Source organism: Pseudoalteromonas sp. APC 3250, assembly GCF_030407915.1.
Taxonomy (GTDB): domain Bacteria; phylum Pseudomonadota; class Gammaproteobacteria; order Enterobacterales; family Alteromonadaceae; genus Pseudoalteromonas; species Pseudoalteromonas tetraodonis.
This window is the reverse complement of record NZ_JASDCM010000007.1, coordinates 92,619-117,012: the sequence shown is the minus strand read 5'-3', so window position 1 is coordinate 117,012 and position 24,394 is coordinate 92,619. Positions and strand designations below refer to the sequence as shown.

Genomic DNA, 24,394 nt, shown 5'->3' with positions numbered 1-24,394 from the left:
TTGTCGACAATTTATGGTCTAACTATGTGCTTATTATTTATACCTGTCAACCCTAAAACCACTTAAACCGAATGAAAAACCACCGCATTGTCGACATTATTAGCCGAAAGTATAATAAAAAATGTATTTAAGCTGCTTTACTCAACAAGATGTCGACACCTTTTAAGGGTTACTATTTCATTTTTAACACTGAAAAAAATCGTTAAAAATGCTATTATCCTGCTTTATTTTGACTGTATGAGCCAAATCGTGGACGCAAACACTTACATCCCTGAGCCATTTATTAACGACGTAAAAACCTATTTACCCGAGCACCTAAACTTAGATGACTTTTTAAGTGCGTGTCGTCGTCCACTGCGTAAATCTGTTCGCGTTAATACATTAAAAATGAGTGTTGAAGAATTTAAACGCCATGCGGCTAAAAAAAATTGGCAACTTACCGCTATTCCTTGGTGCGACGAAGGTTTTTGGTTAGAGCGCCCAAACGATGAAGAGCAAAACCTAGCGCTGGGCAATACCGATTTACACTTAAGCGGGGCTATGTACGTGCAAGAGGCAAGCTCAATGTTGCCGCCAATGGCACTAAAGCAAAGCCTTAAAACCAGTAACACAGTGCTCGATATGGCCTCGGCACCGGGTTCAAAAACCTCACAACTTGCCGCGTTAATGAATAATCAAGGCGTGCTAGTGGCCAATGAGCTGTCGTCGTCACGTTTAAAAGTGCTCAGTGCGACATTAAAGCGTATGGGTGTAGGTAACTGTGCGCTATCGCATTTTGATGGTGTGGTATTTGGCAATTACATGTTTGAGTGCTTCGACAGCATTTTACTTGATGCGCCCTGCTCTGGCGAAGGCACGGTACGTAAAGATAGTGACGCGCTAAAAAATTGGTCTATCGAGTCAAATATTACCATTGCTCAAGTACAAAAAGATCTGATTAAAAGTGCATTTTACGCACTTAAACCCGGTGGCACATTAGTGTATTCAACCTGTACGTTAACCCCACTCGAAAACCAACAAGTATGCAGCGCATTATTAGATGAGTTTGGCGAATATATAAGCCCTGAGTCATTAAGCGACTTATTCCCAGGGGCTGATAAAGCAACCACCACAGAGGGCTACTTATATGTTTGGCCGCAAACATTTGACAGCGAAGGCTTTTTTATTGCCAAATTTAAAAAGCACAGCAGCTGCGAAAACCAAACATTAAAAGTTAAAAAAGGCGCGTTCCCCTTTAGTGACTTTGATAGTAAACAAAGTGCTGCGTTTATGAGCTTCCTTAAAAAGCAATTTGGTTTAACGAGTCTGCCAGGTACGTTAAAACAACGCGACAAAGAGCTTTGGCTGTTTCCTGATGAATTTGAAGCGATACAAAACAAAATTAAATATGCGCGATTAGGTATTCAGGTAGGCGTTATTCATAAAAATGGCGTACGCCTAACGCACGAATTTGCAACGGTATTTGGTAAGCAGTGTAAAAGTAATGTACTGGCATTAACCAATGAACAGGCTAACGATTACTTTAATGGTAAAGATATACGCCTAGAAGAGGTAACCAAATCCAGCGGCGAGGTGATCCTAACTTTATGTGGTTGCCCTATTGGCTTAGGGAAATGGCAAAAAAATAAAGTTAAAAACTCTTTACCACGAGATTTAGTACAAAATACGCAGTTAATAAACTGGGCGTAAACTCTAATAAAGATGTGCATAACAAATGTAACTTACTGTAATTACGGCAGTATAAAAAACGAACAAAAATGTGTATTTTTAGCACTTTTGACTATACTTAAATAACTTTCTTCTTCTCCCTAAGAATCTGAAAGTGTCTTTAGTTAGCGCAGGGCTCAAATACGAGCCCCTCTATAACCCAGAGTTCTTATAGCTCTGGGTCTTTTTTTGTCTAGGCGAAAGTTAACGGGCTGCGAGAGTCGGGTTACGAGCTTAATCCCTCACCTAGTCCTATTATTACAATAAGCTCTTAAAAATTTATTTACCACAGAGGATAGGAGAAAACAGAGAAAGTGATTAAAGACAAAGATTAAAGAACTGTTGTTAGTTATTAGATTTCCAAAATTGAAGCTTTTTATCTGTGCAGCACGAAGCGCCTCGGTGTTCTCTGTGGTTCAAAAATAAAGGTTTTAGGAGATAGCTAACTGGTTGCGGGGATCGGACAACCGGACCTGGGCATTACAATAAGAACTTAGTGATTTATTTACCACAGAGGATAGAAGAACACAGAGAAAGTAATTAAAGACAAAGATTAAAGAACTGTTGTTAGTTATTAGATTTCCAAAATTGAAGCTTTTTCTCTGTGCAGCGCGAAGCGCCTCGGTGCTCTCTATGGTTCAAAAAAGGTTAAAGTTCAGAGTAGACGAGCTGCGAGGTTCAAGGCCCGTTACCCGAAACCCGTTACTCGAAGCTCGTGGCTCGTGTTTTAACCACAGTATTTATTAAACATCCAGCTGCCTCTGATAGCCTCATAATGAGAACCAAATTGCAGCGATAAACACACTATTGGCAAACGGTTCATTTGCTCAGCCATACTAAACACATCATAAAATTTATAACCATATTTAGAAGCTAATTTAAGCTCATTCACATAAAGGGCTTTGTAGGTAGGTGGTAGTTCACTCCAGTGCATTAACGCAATTTGAATAATGCCTAAATGAATATCTAACTTATATGGGCCTACTTTTTTGGCTTGCTGAATATAATTGTATACCCGCTCTGTTGGCCCCTCTTGATAACTTACAACCTGCGCTAAGCTCATCCAAGTTTGTGCCCAAGTTTGTCTAAGCTCAACCGACTTTAATAACGCCTGCTCAGCTTGTTGATATGTTTGCTTAACTTGTTCGGCTTGATCACTTGATGTGGTATCAACACCACTGAGGCTTAGTAATTTTATATGGGCTAAAAAATGCCAATAATGAGGATGCTCAGGATCCATATTAGTAGCCAATGTAATTGCATTTTCTGCCGCCTGAAGCGATGAGCCAGATAAAGCACCATCCGACTCTTGCACAATATTAAGTGCATTAAAGTACCACGCATTTGCACGCATACTTTGCATGCTGGTATAAGCGATAACAAGTACTATCATGGCTAATATAGCAGCAGGAACTACCTTGAACATGTTTAATTTAGTCATTAAATAAGCACTCGGTTAGCTGCAGCGGGTTAGTTATAAAAAGCATTGTAGCCTGCTCTTCACCTATTAACTGCGCTACTGTTTTTCTAGCTTGGCTCAATATAGGAGGTCGGCGCTTTACTGAATGGGCATCAGAGGCAACATAGTTCACTAAACCATCTTTTAGCATTTGTAACGCTATAGTTTGTGCGCTTTCGCCCCACTCACCTTCAATGCTCGATGCCGTTAGCTGAAAATCGCAGCCTAATTGGTTTAAGTGTTGAATATAATAAAGATTTGACTGAATATCGCGATTACGCTCTGGGTGCGGAATAATAACGCGTATATTTTGTTTAGCGAGCCACTGAATAAACTTATCGTAACCTTGCGGCATGTGTGAATGCGGTAACTCTAATAACAACACGCTTTTGTCTACTATTTTACCAATAAAAGGCAGTTTATTAGCCATCACCATTGCCATCAGTTCTATGTCTAAACGTACTTCAGCAGCGGCAGCCAACTTTACATTAATACCTTCTTTTTTTGCCTCTCGCTTTAAACTCTCTAAATCGTTTTTTATTTGAGCCGTCGCATTATTAAAGCGCCCCACATGTATATGTGGCGTTGCCACCATATGAGTAATACCATCGCTTTCGGCCAATTTCAAAAGCGCCAAAGATTCAGTTAAATCTTTAGCGCCATCATCAATACCCGGCAAAATATGCGTATGAATATCAATCATAAATTACTTAATTACACTTGAGGCTTTTCTGGTTGCTGTGAGTAATCGTAATAATCATAGTAACCATGACTATGCTCATCTTTAGATTTACTCATATCTACCTTATTAAGTACTACACCGGCAACGTGGGCTTTTACCTCAAATAAACGCTCAAGGCCGGCTGTAATTGGCTTAATACGGGTTATGTCGGATTTAACAACATATACTACCGAATCAACACTTTGTGCGATTACTAATGCATCACTTACCGCTTGTGTGGGCGGAGTATCAACAATAATGTGATCGTACTGTGTTTTTAACTCGCCAAGTAATTCAGCAAAACGTGGGTTTGATAAAAGCTCAAGTGGATTAGACGGTATTTGCCCGCTTGGCATAATAGTGACACCCGATTGAATATCAATATGCACACACTCAGTTAATTGCTCAGTACCTATCATTAAATTACTTAAACCTGGGTGAAATACCGGTATATCAAAACGTTTAGCTAATGTTGGTTTACGTAAATCGGCATCAATCAGTAATACCTTGCCCATTTGTGCCAACGACATCGCTAAATTAGCAGAGGTGGTGGTTTTACCCTCTCCTGGTGAAGTAGAGGTAACCGCTATAACCTGATGCGCTCGGTCAAGATGGGTAAGCAATAAACTAGTGCGTAAGGTACGTACAGACTCAGCAAAGCGGCGATAGGTATCTTCTAAATAAGCATGTATCGGGAAAAAGCTCTTTTTAGGCACTACAACATGCGGTAATAATCCTAACATACGCTGAGCAAGTTTATTTTCGACATCATTTTTATTTTTAACTGTATCGTTTAAGGCATCAAAAACAAAAGTCATTACCACCGCAAAACCAAAACTGGCTACAAAGGCTAAAATAACAATTAACTTTTTGTTAGGCTTGCTCGGTTCATTTGGTGCAAAAGCACGGTCTGTAAAGCGCGCAGCTGCAGAGCTAAAGTCACTGGTTACTTCAGTTTCTTTAGAGCGAGATAAAAAGGTATTAAAAATATTACGATTTGTTTCTACTTCACGCTTTAGTTGGTTATATTGGGTTTCTTTGCGGGTAATATCTTGATATTCAGCGCGAATTTTAGCTAAGTCACGCTCAAGCGCATTTACAGTTCGCGTTGTTCTGTTAAGCTCTTTTTCTATACCGGTAATTAACCCTTTAATTTGCTTATTAAGGTTAGTTTTTACGGTTGCAAGCTCAGCTTTAGCTGAGATCATTTTAGGGTGTTTAGGGCCGTAAACTTCACTAAGCTCACTCACCTTACGCTCAACAAGTACAACCTCGCGTTTAACATCTTGTACTACACGGTGCGAAGTAATTTCAGGCATGCTTCCAAGTAACTCTATGTTATCGTTACCATATTCGTTAATAACACGATTTATGCTTTCAAGGTTATTTTTAGTCGCACGCGCATCAACTAACTGTTTTGAGGTTTGCTCAAGCTCTTGGGTAACAAGGCCTGCTATACCTTCTATATCAACCAGCTTTTGTTCTTCTCGGTAAGCTTGTAAACGTACTTCAGAGCTATCTAGTTGTATACGTAATTCAGATAAACGCGTGTTTAACCAGCTTGATGCTTGCTGGGTAATGCCCATTTTAGCGCGCATTTGGCTTTCTATGTAAACCTCGCCTACTGTATTAGCTACTAAAGCTGCCAGCTTAGGGTCGCTCGACTCAAAACTTACACGCACTAATTGCGTTTTCATTATAGGAGAGACACTCAAACGTGACTTGAATGCAGCAAGCAAACCTAACATCTCGCGCTCTGCTTGCTCCTCTTCACTAAGATCAGAACTTTCTTTTTTATTTAAAAAGGGCAGTAACTGCTTAACCATGCCTTTTAACTCACCTGTAAGTGAAGGTTTAGCAATAAAATCGGCATGATCTTTTAAATTAAGTTTAGTAATTACCTCACGGGCAATGCTATTTGACTTAATCACTTCAAACTGGGTTAAATAGTACTCTTTTTTGGTGGAATCTAAGCCATAAATTTCATCAAAGCTGACCGCTTTGGTTTGCTCCGACTCAATCAATAAAGTGGCTGTAGCTACATATTTAGGCACTAAAGTTAAAGCAACCATTATAGTGAGCAATGTAACTACAATAGCAAAACCTAAAATTTTCCATTTGCTTTGCTTAATAACATTAAGATAAGCACCTAAATCAATAACTTCCTCGTTGTTGTTAGGCTTTTCAGAGTGTGTATTCATTTTATTATTACTGCCTTAAACTGCTTAAAACAAGCGCTGTTCTATTTTTATGGTGTCACCTGCCGCAATTTGGCTGTTTAAACTACCTTTTTGTTGCTGCTGTTTGGTTTGCTCTTTAAAAATAAATATTTTATCAACCGAGGCACGCTCGGTTAACCCACCGGCTAATGCTATTGCTTGATTTACTGTCATGGCTGGTTGGTAAGGATATGCACCTGGCTCTTTAACTTCACCATGTATATAAAAAGGCCGGTATTCTATAACTTGCGCATACACGTTAGGGTTAACTAAGTAATCAGGCTGCAGCCCTTCGCTTATTGTTTGCTCAACTTGCGAAACACTTAAACCCACCAGTTTAACCTTACCTAAAAATGGATAGTTAATCTCACCGCTATTACCAAGCAGTGAGGTTACATCTAAATCAGGCTGGCCAAATACTTTTATTTCTATTTTATCACCCGCACCTAAAATGTAGTTTTGCGAATCGTTCGCAAAACTACAAAAGCTCAGTAATAATATTAAGCCCGTTAAAATTTTAACCTTCATTCATTTCCCTTTAATGCAAATGTAAAGTTAAGGCCAACAATTACGCGGTCAAATTCAATATTAGTCTGGGTAGAATTGCGATCAATAAAATCAACATAGCCTGTTACCATACCAAAATTACTAGCTAAATAATTTAAACCTAGGCGGGCATTTTTTACTTTATCTTTTCGGTTAAAATTACCAGAGTATTGCTGGTCAACATAATTAGCACTTACTACAGAGCTTAAGTAGTCGCTCCAATCATGCTGCCACGTTGCACCGTAAACACTTTCGCGAATGTAATCGCCTTCTAATAACGGGTCTTTAGCGGCACGGCTGGTAACTAGTTGTAAAGTTGAATAGGTTAACGGCTTCCAAACTGCAGCAGCCTCCCAACTTAAACCACTAAAGTTATCGCGCAGGTTCGACTCAAAATCTTTATTTTGATAACCCACTTTAAATGAGCCAGTAGTAACCGCTGTGGCTTCCCACTCCATACCTAATAATACTTTTACGTCGTCTGAGTCACGTGAAATACCGTTTGAATCAATAACATCGTATTGATAGTTTTCTTGCTTTACTTCTAAAAAGGCACGCGTACCAGCTTGGGTATTATAGTAACCAATAATACCCAACATCGGTTTATCGTAATCACGGTACTGCGATATGGCCGTAAAATTTTGATAATTTTTGTTATAATAACCCGCTGTTAAAGCAACCTGGGCTTTAGAGCTTTGTGCGCCGTATTCGTAGCGAGCAGTTAAGTTTTGTTGTTGGTAGTTTACAAGCTCATCTAGCGCACTGCCCTGGCCTTCAGTTAATCCGCCACCACGTGGCTCGTACAACCAGTCGGCATCACCAGTAACATCTAAACGGTGTTGACTAGTAAACTCTTTATGTACACCTGCGCCCACATTTACTTGAGTAAAGTTATCGGTTGTGTCTTTATTATGAAACGACGTGCTTGATGCAATATCAAATTTATAGCTATCAGGGCCGTCTTCAATTAAGGCATTTAAACTCGGCGCTATGTTCCATATTAAACGTGACTGAGTGGCAGACGGCGTCATAAAAAAGTTGTCGTTGCTGCTCACGCCTAACTGTAGCGTAGGTGTAATCTCGGCGCCGTCTTTAGTCATTACACTGCCTGGTTGTAATTCTACCGCCAATGCAGGTGCACTTAAGCCCAACGCAACGAGTAAAGTGGTAATTGTATTAGTACGCATTTTCACTTTTAAATCCCTTAAAAATTGTCATAAAAATTATTTTAACATCAAACCATAAAGACCAATGTTTAATGTAATGTAGGTCGTATTCAACTCGCTTGGCCATTTTATCTAAAGTATCTGTTTCGCCGCGCCAGCCGTTAATTTGTGCCCAACCGGTAATACCCGGTTTGGTTTTATGCCTAAACATATAAAACTCTACTTTTTTTCGGTATTCTTCGTTGTGGGCAACCGCATGAGGCCTTGGGCCAACAATCGACATATCGCCTTTTAAAACATTTATAAACTGCGGCAGTTCGTCAAGGCTAGTGCGGCGCAAAAAGCCACCTAACGGAGTTATTCGGGCATCGTTTTTAGTTGCCTGAGTCACCACATCGCTGTTTTCGGTCACCGTCATCGAGCGGAACTTCCACACTTTTATTTTGCGGCCATCTAAGCCATAGCGATCTTGCTTAAATATAATAGGCCCTTTAGATGTCAGCTTTATTGCGGCAGCAATAGTCAATAATAGTGGGGTGATTAAAGTAACAATAATAGCTGAAACGACTATATCTTCTGTGCGCTTTATAAATTCATGAGCACCAATACACGGTGCTTCAAACACGCTTAATGTATCAACATCACCCACATGCTCAATGCGAGCATGTATTAAGTTTGAGAGTAAAAAGTCAGGCACTATGTGCACATCTACTGTGGTATCACCTAGCTGTAATAAAATATCAGCTATGCGCTTTTGTGCTTTCATGGGGAGGGCTATATAAAGTATGTCTATTTCGCCATTGCGTGCTGCGTCTACCGCACTTTGTATACGCCCCTCAACACCTTGCTGTTCGAGTTGTTCAAATAAACGTTCAGGGCTTCTGTCATCGTAAAAACCTTTAAAGTTAAACCCTAACTCATCGTGTTTTACAATTTCAGCATGTAAATAAGCAGCAGACTCTGTAGCACCAATAATGGCCACATTGCGTTGCGATAGTCCTAACTTGCGGCGATTGCGTTTATACAAATAAGCACCCAAACGCCAAATATACAAATAAGCTACACTTAGTAAAAACCAAATAGCTATTCCCACGCGAGAAAGCGACTCGGTAAACTTAAATACAAAAGACACGACTAATAAAAACGCAAAAGCAATGAGCACACTACCCCACGCACACATTACCATTGTTCTAAATTTGCCAGCACGCCAAGAACGGTAAGTAGAAAACAGCTCAGCACTGTACAAGTAGCTAAGTGCAACAGTGAGTGCAGAAACAGCATAAATAGGAGTGAGTTTAAAATTGTAAAGAAGAGCTGCACACTGAAACGCTAAAAACAACGCAAATATATCAAATAGTCGGTAAAAATTGGCATCAGAGGAACCTGAGGGTTTAAATGTCCTTGGAGATGTCATTTTGCTTAATTCCTTATAGCTAATTCAGTGTGAGTAGCACCTCACAAAATCCACGGGGATAATATAGTATTAGCCAATTTTGTTCAATTGCTGATTCCGACAAAAGTACTAAAATTCATGTTTAAATCTTTTAGCTAACTCTTGCTTTGTTCATTAAGTATTAAAATAAATACTCACATTTTATTTAAGTTTAATTAAATAACCCTTTAAACCAACTCCAAACCCCAAACGAATAACCTTCAAAAATATCAATTCCCAATGCCGATTTAATTAAATATATAACCAACAGAACAAATAAAAATAAAAATGTAATCGCAGCACTGAGTAAAAAAGCCTGTGTCATTTTAGCTATTTTTTGTTCTTTAGCGTTAAGCTCGCGCCTATTTCGACCTGCTAATAATACGTAGTAATATCGGTATTTAAATAGTTTAACTACGCCTCTACAATCAACAGTATGGTTACCCCACTGCCTAGCACCAATAGCTATTTTTAAATGGGCTAGCTGTTCATTAGTAAACGTAGTTTGAACGTTTTTAGGCATTCGCTCCAGCAAACTTCTAATTGCAGGATCATGCTTTAAGTTTGACAAAAAAACCTCAGATTAAACAATAACTAATTAACTTAAAAATACTTTTACAGGTTTCAATAATAAAAAGCCAATTAAAAATAATTGGCTTTTAAAGAGAGGTTATTATTTAAGATTAGCCGAACGGAAAGTATTAGACTTTTCCCAGCTGTTCTCTTGTTGTAATGGAAGTGACCCGTTTTGGTTTATATTAGCACCTGAGTAAGAATGCTGATTCCATATACGTGTTGCAGGAGCCCATTTACAACTACCTGTAGTTTTAACATGCACGCCATTAGTCGGCTGTTTATTTCCTAATAGAAGTCTATTAGATCCAGAAATAATTTCACCAGAACCATCACCATCTAAATCAACTACAATTGGATACTCACGTAATGTGCCAGATGACTGAGTAGTAGAGTAAATAACTTGGTTTAAATTAAAATCAAAAACCTCTAACTTTTCTTCATCTTGGTAAATAACTTCAGATTTTCCATCATTATTAAAATCATAAGCCACTGTACCCACTCGCATGCTAGAGATGTCATTCATAGGTGTTGTAGATAAAATAGCACCGTTAGAGTTAATAACCCTAACTTCATTGTATCCGGCATTAATTATTTCAGGAATGCCATCACCATTAATGTCAGCCAGTGAACTTACACCTGCTCCCTCTGATGCTGCTTTTACGCTCCACAATTTATTACCTTCATGATCGTATAAGCTTATGGTACCGTCTAAGTCTGTTTGAACTATTTCAGGATAAGCATCATTGTCAAAATTAACTGGTAATGCGAATGTCTCACCATTATCTGTGCCTTTTGACCAAATAACTTCTCCATATTGGTTATATAAAATACCATTAGCAAGAATTTCTTGAACACCATCCAAGTCAACATCAACGACTGTAGACTCAACAACACGTAAAAAAGAATGACTACTTGGTATCTGTAACGCAGTGACAGAATCATCATACAAATCCCAAATAACTTTTCCAAACAATATTTCAGGGTAACCATCTGCATCTAAGTCGGCGATTGTAGTACTACCGTATAGTAAACCTTCAACTTGTTGAGGTATTGATTTTTTGAGTAAACCTTCATTACTGTATATGTTTAATGTTTTATTTACAGAGTCATAAGCAAATATATCAACTAGCCCATCATTATCTAGATCAGCTACGGCAATAGAATAATACTGGTGAGTGTTAACATGATTGTAACTTACAGATCCGTCTTGGGCCTTAGTTAACCATAGTTCTGAGCCATCAACACCACTAAGAGCTCTTACAATTCCACGTTTTTTAAATTGCACAGAGTCAAAAGTAACAGCAATAATATCAACCACATCAAGCTCATTTATTAAACCATCACCATTATCATCATTTAACTGAGCAGCTAATGGCGTAGAAATTACATCAACATAAGTTGGTTCATATTCACTGGCAGTCCAATTCCATTTATCAACGATATTAATTTCGTTACAAACAGGTGCTACTGTACTAGGTAAGTTACCATCAAATTCACCACCTAATAGCGCCATTGAACCGTAAAAGCTTTGGCCAATAATAGGCATTTTTGCTGTACCATATACACCCCTAATATCAGCATATGGTGCTAATATTACACCCTGCCAACGATTGCCTTTGATATCGAGTTTTTGTGCATTAGTAAAGTTGAATACGGTTTTACTTGCATGGTGGCGTAAACGTGCAAAGCTCTTGCCTTTTACAACTACGTTGTCATCACCTGTAATATTAAAAATTATAGTGGCATCAGCAGGTATACCCCATACTTTAAAAGTATGCGCTTTAGCAAAGTCACGAGCATCTAAATTAAATACTTGTGTATCAGAACTGCCATCACCTTGTAAATAAAGGCCTCCCCATTTACGGTAAACTATACCTGTTTCATCCAGTTCACTTAATTGCGTACTTAAATCTTTGTAGTATTGCTCTTGTTCATCAAAATTAAATGGCATGGCCGATTGATCTTGGTTAGAAAGGATTTTAGAGCCCCACTCCATTCCCCAACGTACACCCCAGTGAATGTCAGTACCACCACCGGCGATCATACTACCTACATATTGGCGACCATATTTAAAGTCGATAGTAGATTCACTAATTAAGTAATATTCTTCAGGGCTGTAAGGGCGAGTGTAACCTACACTGTAACCTTTAAGATCAATTTCACCAGCTGCAATAGCGCCATCTGCACGACCAAAATTCGATTTAAAATCATTAAAAACAAATGCTGAAAAATTATTGGCTACGCCTAAGTCTGCAGCTAGTGTTGTAGAGCTGGCTAAAGTAAGTGCGATCACTGCACTTATCTTTTTAAATTTAAGTAATGAGTTAGTCATTTTTTCCCTCGAAAATGAAAAAGTGCATTATAGGCACCAAGTTTATGTCATTTGTTTAATGAAAGTTAATTCTTTCACTTCTGCTGAACATTATATACACAAATAAAATCAAAAGGAACAAAAAACCCTACGAAAGTACTAATTTTTAGTACCTAAAAGGACACAAAAACATAATATCAATGAGTTACAGTAATAAAAAATCAAAATTAATTTAAAAAAAACACAAAACACACCTTAAAGAACTGCAACTTGTTAATTTTTTGTGAAAGACCAGAGGTTACATAATAATATAAGAGTTACTCTGTTGTAACTCTTATATTATTATATTGTCAGCTTGAAATTTGATGTCTAAAAGTGATTTGCGAGGGAGGGGGGTTTTAGTCAATGTTAAAAAATTAGCTACTAAACTTATTCTTTATTAATAAGTATGCAAATTTAGAATTTGTAATTAAGTAACGTTTCCACATTCTGCCGGGTTCTTGTATAACCCTGTAAAGCCATTCGAGCCCTGCTTTTTGCATCCACTGTGGTGCGCGCTTTACTTTGCCTGCTACAACATCGAACGTACCACCAACTCCCATTACAAAATCAACGCCGAGTTTGTCTTGCCATTTATTAATAAAGTTTTCTTTTTTAGGAGAGGTAATAGCTACAAATAACAACTTAGCGCCCGATTCACGTATTTTAGTGACTACTGCTTCTTCGTCATTCCCCTCTTTATTTCCAAAGAAATAACCATCATGATAACCAGCAATATTTAAATTAGGGTTTTGTGCTTTAACTACTTCCACTGTTTTGCTTACTACCTCTTCGGTAGCGCCAAGTAAAAATACAGGGAAATCGCGCTTGGCACTCATGGCTAATAATTCATGAAATAAGTCAACCCCAGCTACTCGCTCTGGTACATTGTGTCCTAAAAAGCGTGCGCCAAAAACAACGCCCATACCATCAATATTAATTACCTCACAGGCTTTAACCGACTGTGCTAAAACAGGATCTTTTTGCATATTAACTATCTTGGCAACATTAACCACTACATGCTGTAGAAATTGCTTTTGCTCAATTCTGTTTTCAATAAAAGACACTGTCTCTTGCATGGTAGCTATATCCATTGGTGCTTTTAAAAATTCAATACGTTTCATATTAAGTCCGTTTTTTAAAGTTGTTCAGTATCATTTTGCTGCGTTATGCTAACTTTTTGGCGATTAAAATAAGCAAACGAATAGTAGACCCATGCTTGTGTCCAACGCACATAGTCAACCTTATTGGTAAAGTACTTATTTTTTTGATAAATAAAACGCTGCTTTTTAGGCATATACAAGGTTTGAATAGCGCGGTTTATTACTTTTTCGGCCATCGCAAAGTCATCTGACGTTTTACCTACTTTTAATAGCGTAAAAATAGCCTGAGACACGCTGTGCATATCGAGTGGGTAACGATTATTATTGTAATATTTTGCGGTGCCATCTTGCTCAAACAAATGTGCTTTATAATAGGTAAAGCCTTGTGCAATTGCGGCCTCAAACTCATCCGTTTGTAGCTCATCGCTCAGTAAACGCAACGCTTCCAAATTATAACCGGTATGAAAGCCATCAATAAACTGGTGATGATGGCGAGCACCATATACCCACGAGCCATCAGCCCCCTGCTCGCTTACAGACTGGCGAGCCGCATTTAAAGCAAGCTGTTTGTAGTGTTGGTTATTAGTCAGTACAGCAACTTTTGCAACCCATGCTGCGCCCCAAAGGCTAGCATTATGCACAAAAGCAGTTTCACCTGGAATATAACCAAAAAACTGCCTACCATCACATTCTTTGTATAACGTTTTTACAATAAAGTGAGCACTATCTATTGCAGGCTCTAGGTATTTACTTTCATTAGTTACTTCGCTTAACGCATATAACGCCTGTGCTACATATATAGTAGTAATAACATTCGGCTTACCTTTAGGTACAAAAAACGCACGGGCATTCCAATCAAAATGGTAGCCCCAGCAACTATGCTGCCAAATAGTTTTATCACTTTGCTGAGTTAGCAACCAATCAGCTAGCTCTTTGGCCTCATCTAAGTATGTTTGTTCATTTGTAACTTTATAGTCTTCTAATAAACCTAAAATAAATAAGCCAATGCCTTTTGGGTTGCGCTTTTTAGGTACTCCAAATAAAGGCCTTAAATTCACAGCTAAGCGTTTATGTAATTGAATCCACGCAAGGCCAATAACACCTTTTTTCAAACGAGGGAAAAGCTCAAATAACTTGCTATTTAGGCCGTCAAATGGATCAGCTCCACTGTAATTATTGGTTATGGCTTGCTGAAGTAATAACTTATTTAATTTATGTAATTTCATTATAAACTTTTTCTAATGAAGGAATGACAACATCAAATGAAAATTCAGTATTAAATTTTCCAAATGCATTTATTTTAACTGCGTTTTTAAGCTTTTCATTAGAGAGGTAATTGTCTAGGTGTTGTACTAACTGCTCTCGGTCGCCGGCTTTAAACAATAGGCCTGTAACATTATGTTCGATGGCATCTGATATTCCTCCAACGTCAGAGGCTATAACAGCTAAATGGCTTGACATAGCCTCTATTACACCCATAGGAAAGCCTTCTTTGTAGCTAGGTAGACAATAAATATCAGAAGAGCGAAATAATGCTTTTTTAGCCTCGCCACTTACCCAACCAGCAAAAATAATCTTATTTTCAACACCTAACTCAGTGGCTAGTGACTTATAAAAATCGAGATTGCCTGTACCGCCTAAAGTTAGAGTTATAGTAGGATAAATATGGCTCACTTTTGCAAATGCATAAATTAGATCACTTACGCCTTTAGCTTCTTCTAAACGACCTAGAAATAAAATATGGCCAGCGGTAGGATCTGGATTTTCACAAACCTGCTCTGTTGCATTATAAACAATCGAAACTTTTGTTGAATTACCTAGGGTATCGTTTAACCATGCGTACCAACTCTTAGACAAAACAATAATTTTATCTGCTTTAATAAAGGTATTTAAAATATGACGTTTGTTCCCTGCGGTCGATGCATCATAAAATAGCTTAAATCCCCCACCATGTAAGTGAATAATAACCTTGCCACCTAAAAGTTTAATAAGCCTAACAAGTAAAGATTTACGCTTATAACTACCATTTGATGCCATATGAATATGCACAAAGCCAATATCACGACTTAATAAATAAAAGCATACTACAATTAAACACTTTAAAAATAGAAACATAGATGTAGCAATATTAACTTTTTCTTTATGGCTTACAATCAGTTTAATATTCCATTTGTCCAATAAACCGTATTGTCGATACTGTTGGAGTACAGAAGCAATACCACCTTGCCCCTCTATGCTAGTCCCTATCATTAAGTTCATTAAGTTCCCTTTATATGGCAAATTGCTTGAATTGACTTTCCACTTCTTGTCTTTTTTAATTCTTTAACAAAGTTAAAAACAACGAGCATTTCTAGACCAAGACGCGATTTAACTGCTTTTTCTATTATTGTTTTTTGTTTCTCATTAAATTCATCATTAATAATAAGGTGAATGGTTATTTCACCATACTTAAATTGCTCAAATTGACTGCCAATTATTCCTTTTGCTTCTTTTACACATTGATCTAAAGCAAATACTTTATCTTTATTTGTATTATAAACATGCTGCACCTGCCGACCTTTAATCTCTTTTACAATAGGATAAACCCGCCCGCAAGGGCACTCTTTTTCGTCACTTAAAACTACTTGGTCGCCTGTTTTATAGCGAATAAGCGGGTAATATTTATTATTAAAATTAGTTCCAACTATTTCGTATACCTCATCCGACACATGCTCAAGCTCTACGTGCGAATAATCTGTAAGTAAATGGTAACGTCCATGTTCACAATTAGAAATTGCAGCAACACGTTCAAATAAACCATACCAATCAAATACTTTACATTTAAAACGCTCTTCTATTAACGCCCTATCATCTTTCGTTAACTGCTCAGAAGAGGTGATAATTGACTTTAGCCTTGAAGGATAATAATCATTATTTTCTTTTAAAAATTTTGCTAATAACACTATTGATGAGGGATAGGCTTGAATTATATCAACTTTATAACTTACCATTTTATCAATGTACTGCTGCATTGTTTCTTTTGATAAATGAAAAGTGGATAACATCAACATTTTTTCAAAAAAAGAATATCGCCATAAAGCACCCGTTTTTTGCTCTAATGGCACAATTAAGTCACCTCGTAACCAGGCCCTTTTATCTCCTTTTTTGTAACCCGCCCATTCGAGCAAACGTTTAACAAAAGCAAATTCTTTAATCACCGACTCCATAGATTGTGGGATCATCAAAGGCGAACCTGTAGTACCACTCGTTGAGCCTTTTACTATCACTTTGGGTTTATTTTTAGAAAGTAACCCAGACGGTTCTGCTTTTATACTTTCTTTCGTTAATCGAGGAAAAGACTCTAAATCACTTGCATCATATTTTTCGTAGAACATGGTATTTTCAACAGCATTAATTAATGCGCTGTTTAATTCACTTTCAACATAACTATCTAATGTATTCTTGTTGTATTCGTTATTTTCAATTCTTTTTAAAAAGCATTTGCTTTCTCTATTATCTCGTAATTTCAATCTGATGATCGCGCGAACAGAAATTAATAAATTTTGAATTAGTATTGGCGAGTTTTTATAAATTTTTTTTTGAAACATATTATTAAGTAGCTTTTTAATGAATAATACGAGCAGGTATTCCTACCGCAGTTTTGTTATCAGGTATATCGATAATAATAACAGCATTAGCGCCTGTTATTGGTATCCCACTTTCTTCTTCACCACTTATTGTCACACAAGAATCAATAACACAATCGCTGCCAATGGTTGCACTCTTATGAATTAAAGTCGCAATTCCTCCATATCTAAACGTAGTACTTTTTCCTATGCTTGCTTCAGAAAATACAGCACTATTATGAACTAGCCTAATAAGTAAATTAATTACCTTGGGAAATAAAGGGATCTTACTTGTATAGAACCAATTTCCCAAACGATATAGCATCATACTGATAATGTTACTCATTGATGTAAGCTTCGTATTTCTTATACATGTACTCACTAGAAAAACTTGTATTAATCTTGTTAATTGCATTTAAGCCAAGCTTTTTGCGACACTGTTCATCCAATATTAAACCTTCTATTTTATCTGCTAAATCTGTCTGGTTCATAAATTTATACAACAAACCATCATTTGAATCACTAATAATTTCTGCCGACCCTCCTACATTAGCGCCCAGCACAGGTAGGCCTGCAGCCATGGCTTCGAGCAACGCATTTGAAAACGTATCATTTGAGGGTAAAACAAATGCATCGTAATTTGGCAGCAGCTGTCTTACATTATTTCTTTCACCTAAAAAATTAACATGCTTCTGTAAACTTAAGTCATTTACTACGTGCTTTAACTGCTCTTCTTTGCCATCTGAAACTTGACTACCAATACAATCAAGTTCGATTTTAAAGCCTTTATCTAATAATATTTTTACCGCTTTAAAAATATCGGCATGTCTTTTTTCTGGGCGGAGCCTTGCAACAACCACCAACCTAAATACATCGTTTACTTGATAACATTCCTTAACAGGGTAGTTTGTCTCTATCCCATTTTGCAGCGCCTCTATCCGTGTATTTTTAAGCTGATTAAAGCGTTTAAACTCCTCAGCTAATTCGCTATTCCCCATTACAATAGCGTTAGCAAACTTCATTTTTTTGATAGCAATTGTTTGCTTAACTTTACTCATAAAGCCAATTAAATGGGTTGTATTAATAAATACAACTTGTTTTATAAGTTTTGAAGATACAAATAAGGCTGGGTAGTAATTAAAATAAAAAATGGCAGAGGCAGTTTCTGCACTTGCTTGCTGTTTATTTAAATAATTAAAAACACGTTTTTTAGCATCCAAACGCGCTTTTATATTACTGTTAGTATCGATAATGGTAAGTTTAACCTCACTATTAAGCTTCTCTTTTTGTGAATTATTTAAAGAGAGCGATAGTACTTCTACATCTTTGCCCTGTGCTGCAAAATAATTAGCTAAGCGAATAACTTTTTGCTCTGTACCACCAACTTCTAAGCTAGCGATAACTAATATGACATTCATTTATTCTTCTCCATGCTGGATATATAATTGCTACACAATAAAATAAAAACAATAAATTATTTTGTTTTATAAACGAACTACCGCTTATTGAATAAAACGTTAAAAACGTTAAAACGATTAAGGGTAATGTATATGTTAAATCTCCTAAAAATAACCTTTTAATAGATGTAAAATAAGGGATTAAAATAATAATTGGATACATAAAAAGCCCTACATAACCCATATCAATAAGTGCATCGATCATGCCATTATGTGCATGGCCTAAATGGTAATAAAGCCGCCCGACGGTGAACTCTGCTGGCTGGTTTTCGCCCCAAAACACACCACCAAAACCATAGCCGAAAAGTTTATAGTCAATATTATTTAAGATAATCCCCCACATTTCGGAGCGACCAGAGCCTGTTAAATCTTTATCAAAAACATCAGTGATAATAAAAGTAATAATAGAGAACCCAATAAACCCAAGAGAAATAATCACTGGAATGCTAATTAATCTAGCGACAACAGTAATTCTTTTATAAAAGTTTAAAATATAAATCGAAGACAAAACAACAAAGAAGCATATTAACGGGGTAGTTGATTTACTCATTAGTAAACAAATAACAGGGATTAACCAAACAAACCATTTATATTTATCGCCCTTAAAGTGGCTAAATAACATAAACAACATAGTAAATACTGCTGTCCTGCCTAAAATATTTTTAAACCCAAAAATACCTTGCCATAAACCAAGATGCGCAGGATCGTTGCTACCATCATCAATACCAATAGAAGGGATAAAAATCGCGAATAATATACTTACTGATAAAGCCCATAGTAAGGGAGTAACGACTACTTTGATTAAAGCCTCTTCATCGTTACAAACAACTAAAGCCGCTGCAAATAAAAACGTACCCGCTAAAGCGCTTGACGCTATAAATGACTGACCAGCATACATAGAAAAAAAACTGGAGATAAATGCCACTGAGCAAATTATTATAGGAAAGATCGAAGATTGTAATAAACTTTTTAAATTACTCTTATACTTAACTTTATTAATAATAATAAACAAAGAAACAACATAGAAGATTAAACTTATTGGTGTAAATAAGCTACTCGCTGTGCCCTCAGGCATCATTTCAAACAAAAATGTAAAAGCACGGCTAAAAAAAAGTATCCCCAAGGAGAAAAACAGTGATAAATAAGAAAATCTAATCTTCATATTTTCTTATCCCTATTAAGTAATAGGTAGTATAAAAAAGAACTTACTACACAGTAATAAATAACTACAAATACAGATGAAAGTTCAATAAAACTGTATATGTCCATTTCAGTCATGATTGAATAGAGTGCTATAAGTATCTTGATAGGTAAAATAGCTTTTTCTAGATGTGACATAACATTCATCTTGTCAATTGTAAGATAAAGTGATGTGCTAGGGATATTTATAATTTGCATAACAATTATAAAAACATAAGCGTTTAATAATAATGCGACTTCAGTCCACCCGTCTCCTAGGATTAAGTTTATCAACTCAGTTCCAAGAAGAAAGACAACTAAAGCCATCAGTAAAGATGCAAATAATAATAATAGCTGAGTAAAAAAGTAACTTTTTAATAGCTTTTTAGTATTGTTTTGATTATCAACAAAATGCTTGTATATAACTTGGCGTAAGCTGCTTGCTAGTAGGTTTAAAGGCGCATTTAAAATCTTCTCCATAAAGAAATAAGATGCAATGATTTTTTGTGACTCAAAAGCAATTATGTAAAAAGCGACAAACTGAACATTAACAACATTAAACATTGCCTGGACTGCAGCATGGTAATTTTTAGCAAGCTCACTTTTTAACAACAGGTACTTCTCATGGAACTCAGTAAAAATACCGAAAAACTCTTTTTTATACCAATAAAAATAAAAGCATAAAGGTAGTATAACCGAAACAACTAAAGACCAAATAATTCCAAATAATTGAAATGTATTAAGTAAATACATCACTAGAAGTAATATACTGGCTCTAGCGATTTTTAAGAACGCCAAGTGATGAAAACTACCGCTCCTGGTGACTGAAAATGTTGCTATATTTTGCCAAAAAGCACCAATTAAATAAGGCACAAATAAAAAATAGCTATACCAAGGTAAATCTAACCCTTTATATATTAAATACCCAAACAGAAAAAAAGAATAAACAATCCCGCCGCATATTGTAAGCAGATAAAGTGCTTGTGTATAACGAGTTACTGTTTCATCGTCTTTTTTAACTATAAAGAACTCGAGACGAAAAGAACTAAAAATTAAAAATAAAGCGAGTACTGACGTTATTATACCCAATGAAGACAATGCAGATTCGTCATATTGCCTTGAAATATAAGGTAACGTTATTAGGTTTATGAGTTGGGTTAGGATAGTCGCAATAAAAATCCATGTAACTCCTCTAACAACACTCATTTTGCATTCTCACTGCGACATAATTCTAATGAAGTATTAAAAAGTACTATCATCATTTGTTATAAAATTCCGAGTACCATTTTACAAACTTATTAATACCATCTTGAAGATTAGTTTCTGGTTTGAAACCTATTTGTTTATTAAGCTCTTCTATGTCAGCGTATGTGCGAACAACATCACCATCTTGCATTGGTAAATACTTTTTATTCGCTTTTTTAGCAAGGGCATTTTCAATCGTGTTAATAAAAGACTCAAGCTGTACTGGTTGATTGTTGCCAATATTAAATAAACGATAATATTGTGAGCCTTCTTTTGTACTACCATACTCAACACATGGAACATGATCTTGAATACGAATAATGCCTTCAACAATATCGTCTATATAAGTAAAGTCTCTTTGCATCTCACCATTATTAAATACTTTAATTTCTCTATCGCTGGCTATTGCATCGGTGAATAAAAATGGGGCCATATCAGGTCGTCCCCAAGGTCCGTAGACTGTAAAAAAGCGAAGTCCTGTAGTAGGCAATGAATATAAGTGACTATAAGTATGCGCCATCAGTTCATTAGATTTTTTAGTTGCTGCATACAGAGATACAGGGTGATCAACTCTATCTTCTTCTGCAAAAGGTATTTTAGTATTTGCACCATATACAGAGCTTGAAGAAGCATAAACCAGATGCTTCACGTTGTTATGGCGACAACCCTCTAATATTGTTGCCATGCCTACTACGTTTGAATCAATATAAGCCATCGGGTTTTCTATTGAATACCTTACACCCGCTTGCGCTGCTAAATGGATCACTCTTTCGAACTTTTCGTTTGCAAATAGATCTGCAATAGCCTCTCTATCAGCAAGCTCCATTTTTATAAAACTAAAGTTATTAAAGTGTTCTATACGCTTTAAACGCGCAAGTTTTAATGCAGGATCGTAATAATCATTTAAGTTATCAAGCCCTATAACTTCATGACCTAATTGGCATAAACGCTCAGCCACAAAGTTACCGATAAAACCTGCTGCTCCTGTTACAAGATATTTCATAGATTAAACCCAGTTACCGATAGTCCACGGCCAATACTATAATAATTAATGTCTTTTTTGTTTATTCTATTTGGCTCAAATAAGTTTCGTCCATCAAATATGACTGCACTACTTAGTTTCGATTTTATCAAATCAAAATCTGGCGCTCTAAAATTCTGCCATTCGGTACAAATAACTAATGCGTCAGCTTTGTTTAGAGCGGACTCTTTGGTCCCCATTAAGCTTAAATCGTCTCGGCTACCGTAAATTCGTTGGGTTTCTTCCATTGCTTCAGGGTCATATGCTTGTACCTTAGCCCCAGCCTCCCATAACTGTTCCATTAAAATACGACTTGGTGCTTCTCGCATATCATCTGTGTTAGGTTTAAAGCTTAAACCCCACAATGCAAAAGTCTTACCTTTAATTGCATCTGGATTTTTTTCTAAGTCATAGTGTTTTGTGATGTACTCAAATAACTTATGCTTTTGAGCATAATTTACGGCTTCGACTGCTTTGAGTATTTTTGATTCGTAGCCTATGCTATCGGTCGTACGAACAAGTGCTTGTACATCTTTGGGAAAGCATGAGCCTCCATAACCACAACCGGGATAAATAAACTGATAACCGATTCGTGGATCTGAACCTATGCCATGGCGAACATGTTCTATGTCGGCACCTACTCGTTCAGCGATATTCGCCATTTCGTTCATAAAGCTAATTTTAGTAGCTAGCATGCAGTTAGCTGCATATTTAGTAAGTTCAGCACTTTTAATATCCATGACGATAATTTTTTCGTGATTTCGATTAAATGGTGCATAAAGTTCACGCATTTGGTCTTCTGCATCTGTCGAGTCTGTACCAATAATTATGCGATCAGGGCGTTTACAATCATTAACTGCAGCCCCTTCTTTTAAAAACTCAGGATTTGATACCACTGAAAAAGTTAAATCACTTTTTCGGCTATCAAGAATTGACTGCACTGTTGCTTTAACTTTATCTGCAGTGCCCACAGGTACCGTTGACTTATCGATAATAACTTTTGGCTTTTGCATATGTGTAGCAATAGTTTCTGCTACTTTTAATACGTACTTTAAATCTGCCGAGCCGTCTTCATCTGGCGGAGTACCTACTGCAATAAACTGCAGTTCACCAAATTCAACCCCAAATTGGGCATCTGTTGTAAATATTAAACGACCTTCCGCAAAGTTTTTTTCTACCAAAGGCGTTAGCCCAGGCTCGTAAATTGGGATAATACCTTTTTTTAAGTTTTCTATACGGGTTTCATCAATATCAACACAACATACATTATGACCTGCATCTGCGAGCACTGCCGCTTGTACCAAGCCGACATAACCAATACCATAAAAAGTAACTTTCATAACAATTCCTTACAAAATACCGCGAGTATCAATAACAACTTTTGAAGCAAACTCTGTTTTATCTGCTGCTTTAAATTGTTTATGATCAACTAATACTACAACGACGTTTGCTTGCTCTAGTGCGCTTTCTAGCGACACTAAACTAACATTTTTATCTACAAGGTTGGCTGGTAGCTCTGCAATGTTTGGCTCTACCGCGAGTATTTCACCAATATTTTTTGCTGCTAGCTCTTCAACAATATTTAATGCTGGGCTTTCGCGTAGATCGTCAATATCCGCTTTAAACGCAAGGCCTAGGCATGCAATCACTGGGCGTTTAAATTCATCAGCGGCTTTTGCTACTTTTTCTATTACGTAAAAAGGTTTTGCATCGTTTGTTAAGCGCGCTTGTTTAATTATTTTTGCTTCGTCTGGGCAGCTTGCAACAATAAACCAAGGATCAACCGCAATACAGTGGCCGCCAACACCTGGGCCTGGGTTTAAAATATTTACACGCGGATGACGATTAGCGAGCTTAATGAGCTCCCACACATTAATTTTTAATTTGTCACAAATTACCGACAATTCATTGGCAAAGGCAATGTTTACATCGCGAAATGAGTTTTCGGTTAACTTAGCCATTTCAGCAGTACGGGCATTGGTAATAATACACTCGCCGCGCACGAAAGTTTCGTATAACTTAACGGCTTTTTCGCTACACGCTTTGCTCATACCACCTATTACACGGTCGTTTGATACCAGCTCTTGTAATACATAACCAGGTAATACACGCTCAGGGCAATGAGCAACATTGATGTCGGCGGCATCGCCTTTATCTTGTGGGAACGTTAAATCAGGGCGCGCTTCACTTAACCAAGCGGCTAGTTGCTCTGTTGCACCTACAGGTGAGGTGCTTTCTAAAATAACTAAGTTACCTTTTTCAAGCACTGGGGCAATCATTTTTGCAGCCGATTTAATATAGCTTAAGTCTGCACTGTGATTACCACTTTCGCTATGAATAAATGGTGTAGGTACAGCTACCATAAACGCATCGGCTTTTTCTGGCGTTGTAGTCGCTCTTAAATTGCCGGTAGACACTACGCCGCGCACTATTATGTCGAGATCGGGCTCTACTATGTGTATTTCACCGGCATTAATGGTATTAACTGCTTTTTCGCTTACGTCTAAACCAATTACTTTCATACCACGCGATGCAATAACCGCTGCAGTTGGTAAACCTATGTAGCCTAAACCAACAACTGAAACTGTTTTAATTGTCATTACTAAAT

At 37.0% G+C, this 24,394-nt stretch carries 20 protein-coding genes; 1 reads left to right on the top strand and 19 read right to left on the bottom strand.

Translation table 11 applies throughout. From position 1 onward, the window contains the following. Positions 1-249: 249 nt before the first annotated feature. Positions 250-1,689, top strand: coding sequence for a 16S rRNA (cytosine(1407)-C(5))-methyltransferase RsmF (gene rsmF / locus QL986_RS09645; RefSeq protein WP_290191488.1), 1,440 nt, complete (start codon positions 250-252; stop codon positions 1,687-1,689). A gap of 745 nt (positions 1,690-2,434) precedes the next feature. Here the strand turns inward: rsmF and QL986_RS09640 are convergent. From QL986_RS09640 to wecC, 19 genes are all read right to left on the bottom strand, one after another. After that, positions 2,435-3,148, bottom strand: coding sequence for a VpsP family polysaccharide biosynthesis protein (locus QL986_RS09640; protein WP_290191487.1), 714 nt, complete (start codon positions 3,146-3,148; stop codon positions 2,435-2,437). After that, the gene (locus QL986_RS09635) at positions 3,141-3,869 is read right to left on the bottom strand and encodes a CpsB/CapC family capsule biosynthesis tyrosine phosphatase (RefSeq protein ID WP_290191486.1); all 729 of its coding nucleotides are present in this window, start codon (positions 3,867-3,869) and stop codon (positions 3,141-3,143) included. The genes QL986_RS09640 and QL986_RS09635 overlap by 8 nt, the downstream gene beginning before the upstream one ends. A gap of 11 nt (positions 3,870-3,880) precedes the next feature. Continuing rightward, positions 3,881-6,088, bottom strand: a complete 2,208-nt coding sequence (locus tag QL986_RS09630; protein ID WP_138764650.1) for a polysaccharide biosynthesis tyrosine autokinase — start codon at positions 6,086-6,088, stop codon at positions 3,881-3,883. 24 nt (positions 6,089-6,112) lie between these two features. Next, positions 6,113-6,634, bottom strand: a complete 522-nt coding sequence (locus QL986_RS09625) for a polysaccharide biosynthesis/export family protein (RefSeq protein WP_013464725.1) — start codon at positions 6,632-6,634, stop codon at positions 6,113-6,115. Further along, on the bottom strand, positions 6,631-7,845 hold the full coding sequence (locus tag QL986_RS09620; RefSeq protein ID WP_138764649.1) for an outer membrane beta-barrel protein: 1,215 nt from the start codon (positions 7,843-7,845) through the stop codon (positions 6,631-6,633). The genes QL986_RS09625 and QL986_RS09620 overlap by 4 nt, the downstream gene beginning before the upstream one ends. Continuing rightward, on the bottom strand, positions 7,829-9,232 hold the full coding sequence (locus QL986_RS09615; RefSeq protein WP_138764648.1) for an undecaprenyl-phosphate glucose phosphotransferase: 1,404 nt from the start codon (positions 9,230-9,232) through the stop codon (positions 7,829-7,831). The genes QL986_RS09620 and QL986_RS09615 overlap by 17 nt, the downstream gene beginning before the upstream one ends. A 190-nt stretch (positions 9,233-9,422) precedes the next feature. Beyond that, complete coding sequence (locus tag QL986_RS09610; RefSeq protein WP_249365147.1) at positions 9,423-9,773, bottom strand: 3-phosphoshikimate 1-carboxyvinyltransferase; 351 nt, start codon at positions 9,771-9,773, stop codon at positions 9,423-9,425. Positions 9,774-9,923: 150 nt separating this feature from the next. Continuing rightward, positions 9,924-12,158 carry a choice-of-anchor A family protein gene (locus tag QL986_RS09605; protein ID WP_138764646.1) on the bottom strand — a complete coding sequence of 745 codons (2,235 nt, stop codon included), beginning with the start codon at positions 12,156-12,158 and terminating at the stop codon, positions 9,924-9,926. Positions 12,159-12,553: 395 nt separating this feature from the next. Further along, positions 12,554-13,300 (bottom strand): WecB/TagA/CpsF family glycosyltransferase, encoded by a 747-nt coding sequence (locus QL986_RS09600; RefSeq protein WP_138764645.1) that lies wholly within the window; start codon positions 13,298-13,300, stop codon positions 12,554-12,556. 14 nt (positions 13,301-13,314) lie between these two features. Beyond that, on the bottom strand, positions 13,315-14,505 hold the full coding sequence (locus tag QL986_RS09595) for an aspartate-semialdehyde dehydrogenase (RefSeq protein WP_138764644.1): 1,191 nt from the start codon (positions 14,503-14,505) through the stop codon (positions 13,315-13,317). Continuing rightward, a complete protein-coding gene (locus QL986_RS09590; protein ID WP_083238677.1) occupies positions 14,492-15,538 on the bottom strand; it encodes a glycosyltransferase family 4 protein in 1,047 nt (348 codons plus the stop codon). The genes QL986_RS09595 and QL986_RS09590 overlap by 14 nt, the downstream gene beginning before the upstream one ends. Further along, positions 15,538-16,866, bottom strand: a complete 1,329-nt coding sequence (locus QL986_RS09585; RefSeq protein WP_138764643.1) for a phenylacetate--CoA ligase family protein — start codon at positions 16,864-16,866, stop codon at positions 15,538-15,540. The genes QL986_RS09590 and QL986_RS09585 overlap by 1 nt, the downstream gene beginning before the upstream one ends. Positions 16,867-16,882: 16 nt before the next feature. After that, entirely contained in the window at positions 16,883-17,230 is a 348-nt protein-coding gene (locus tag QL986_RS09580) for a serine acetyltransferase (RefSeq protein WP_249365146.1), read from the bottom strand. Beyond that, the gene (locus QL986_RS09575) at positions 17,223-18,302 is read right to left on the bottom strand and encodes a glycosyltransferase family 4 protein (protein WP_138764642.1); all 1,080 of its coding nucleotides are present in this window, start codon (positions 18,300-18,302) and stop codon (positions 17,223-17,225) included. Before QL986_RS09575 ends, QL986_RS09580 begins: the two co-directional genes overlap by 8 nt. Beyond that, positions 18,277-19,503 carry an O-antigen ligase family protein gene (locus QL986_RS09570; RefSeq protein ID WP_138764641.1) on the bottom strand — a complete coding sequence of 409 codons (1,227 nt, stop codon included), beginning with the start codon at positions 19,501-19,503 and terminating at the stop codon, positions 18,277-18,279. Before QL986_RS09570 ends, QL986_RS09575 begins: the two co-directional genes overlap by 26 nt. Next, positions 19,500-20,726 carry an oligosaccharide flippase family protein gene (locus QL986_RS09565; protein WP_138764640.1) on the bottom strand — a complete coding sequence of 409 codons (1,227 nt, stop codon included), beginning with the start codon at positions 20,724-20,726 and terminating at the stop codon, positions 19,500-19,502. Before QL986_RS09565 ends, QL986_RS09570 begins: the two co-directional genes overlap by 4 nt. 52 nt (positions 20,727-20,778) lie before the next feature. Then, entirely contained in the window at positions 20,779-21,768 is a 990-nt protein-coding gene (locus QL986_RS09560; RefSeq protein WP_138764639.1) for an NAD-dependent epimerase, read from the bottom strand. Continuing rightward, a complete protein-coding gene (locus QL986_RS09555) occupies positions 21,765-23,126 on the bottom strand; it encodes a UDP-glucose/GDP-mannose dehydrogenase family protein (protein WP_138764638.1) in 1,362 nt (453 codons plus the stop codon). Before QL986_RS09555 ends, QL986_RS09560 begins: the two co-directional genes overlap by 4 nt. A gap of 9 nt (positions 23,127-23,135) precedes the next feature. Continuing rightward, a complete protein-coding gene (gene wecC, locus QL986_RS09550) occupies positions 23,136-24,386 on the bottom strand; it encodes a UDP-N-acetyl-D-mannosamine dehydrogenase (protein WP_138764637.1) in 1,251 nt (416 codons plus the stop codon). Positions 24,387-24,394 lie beyond the last annotated feature (8 nt).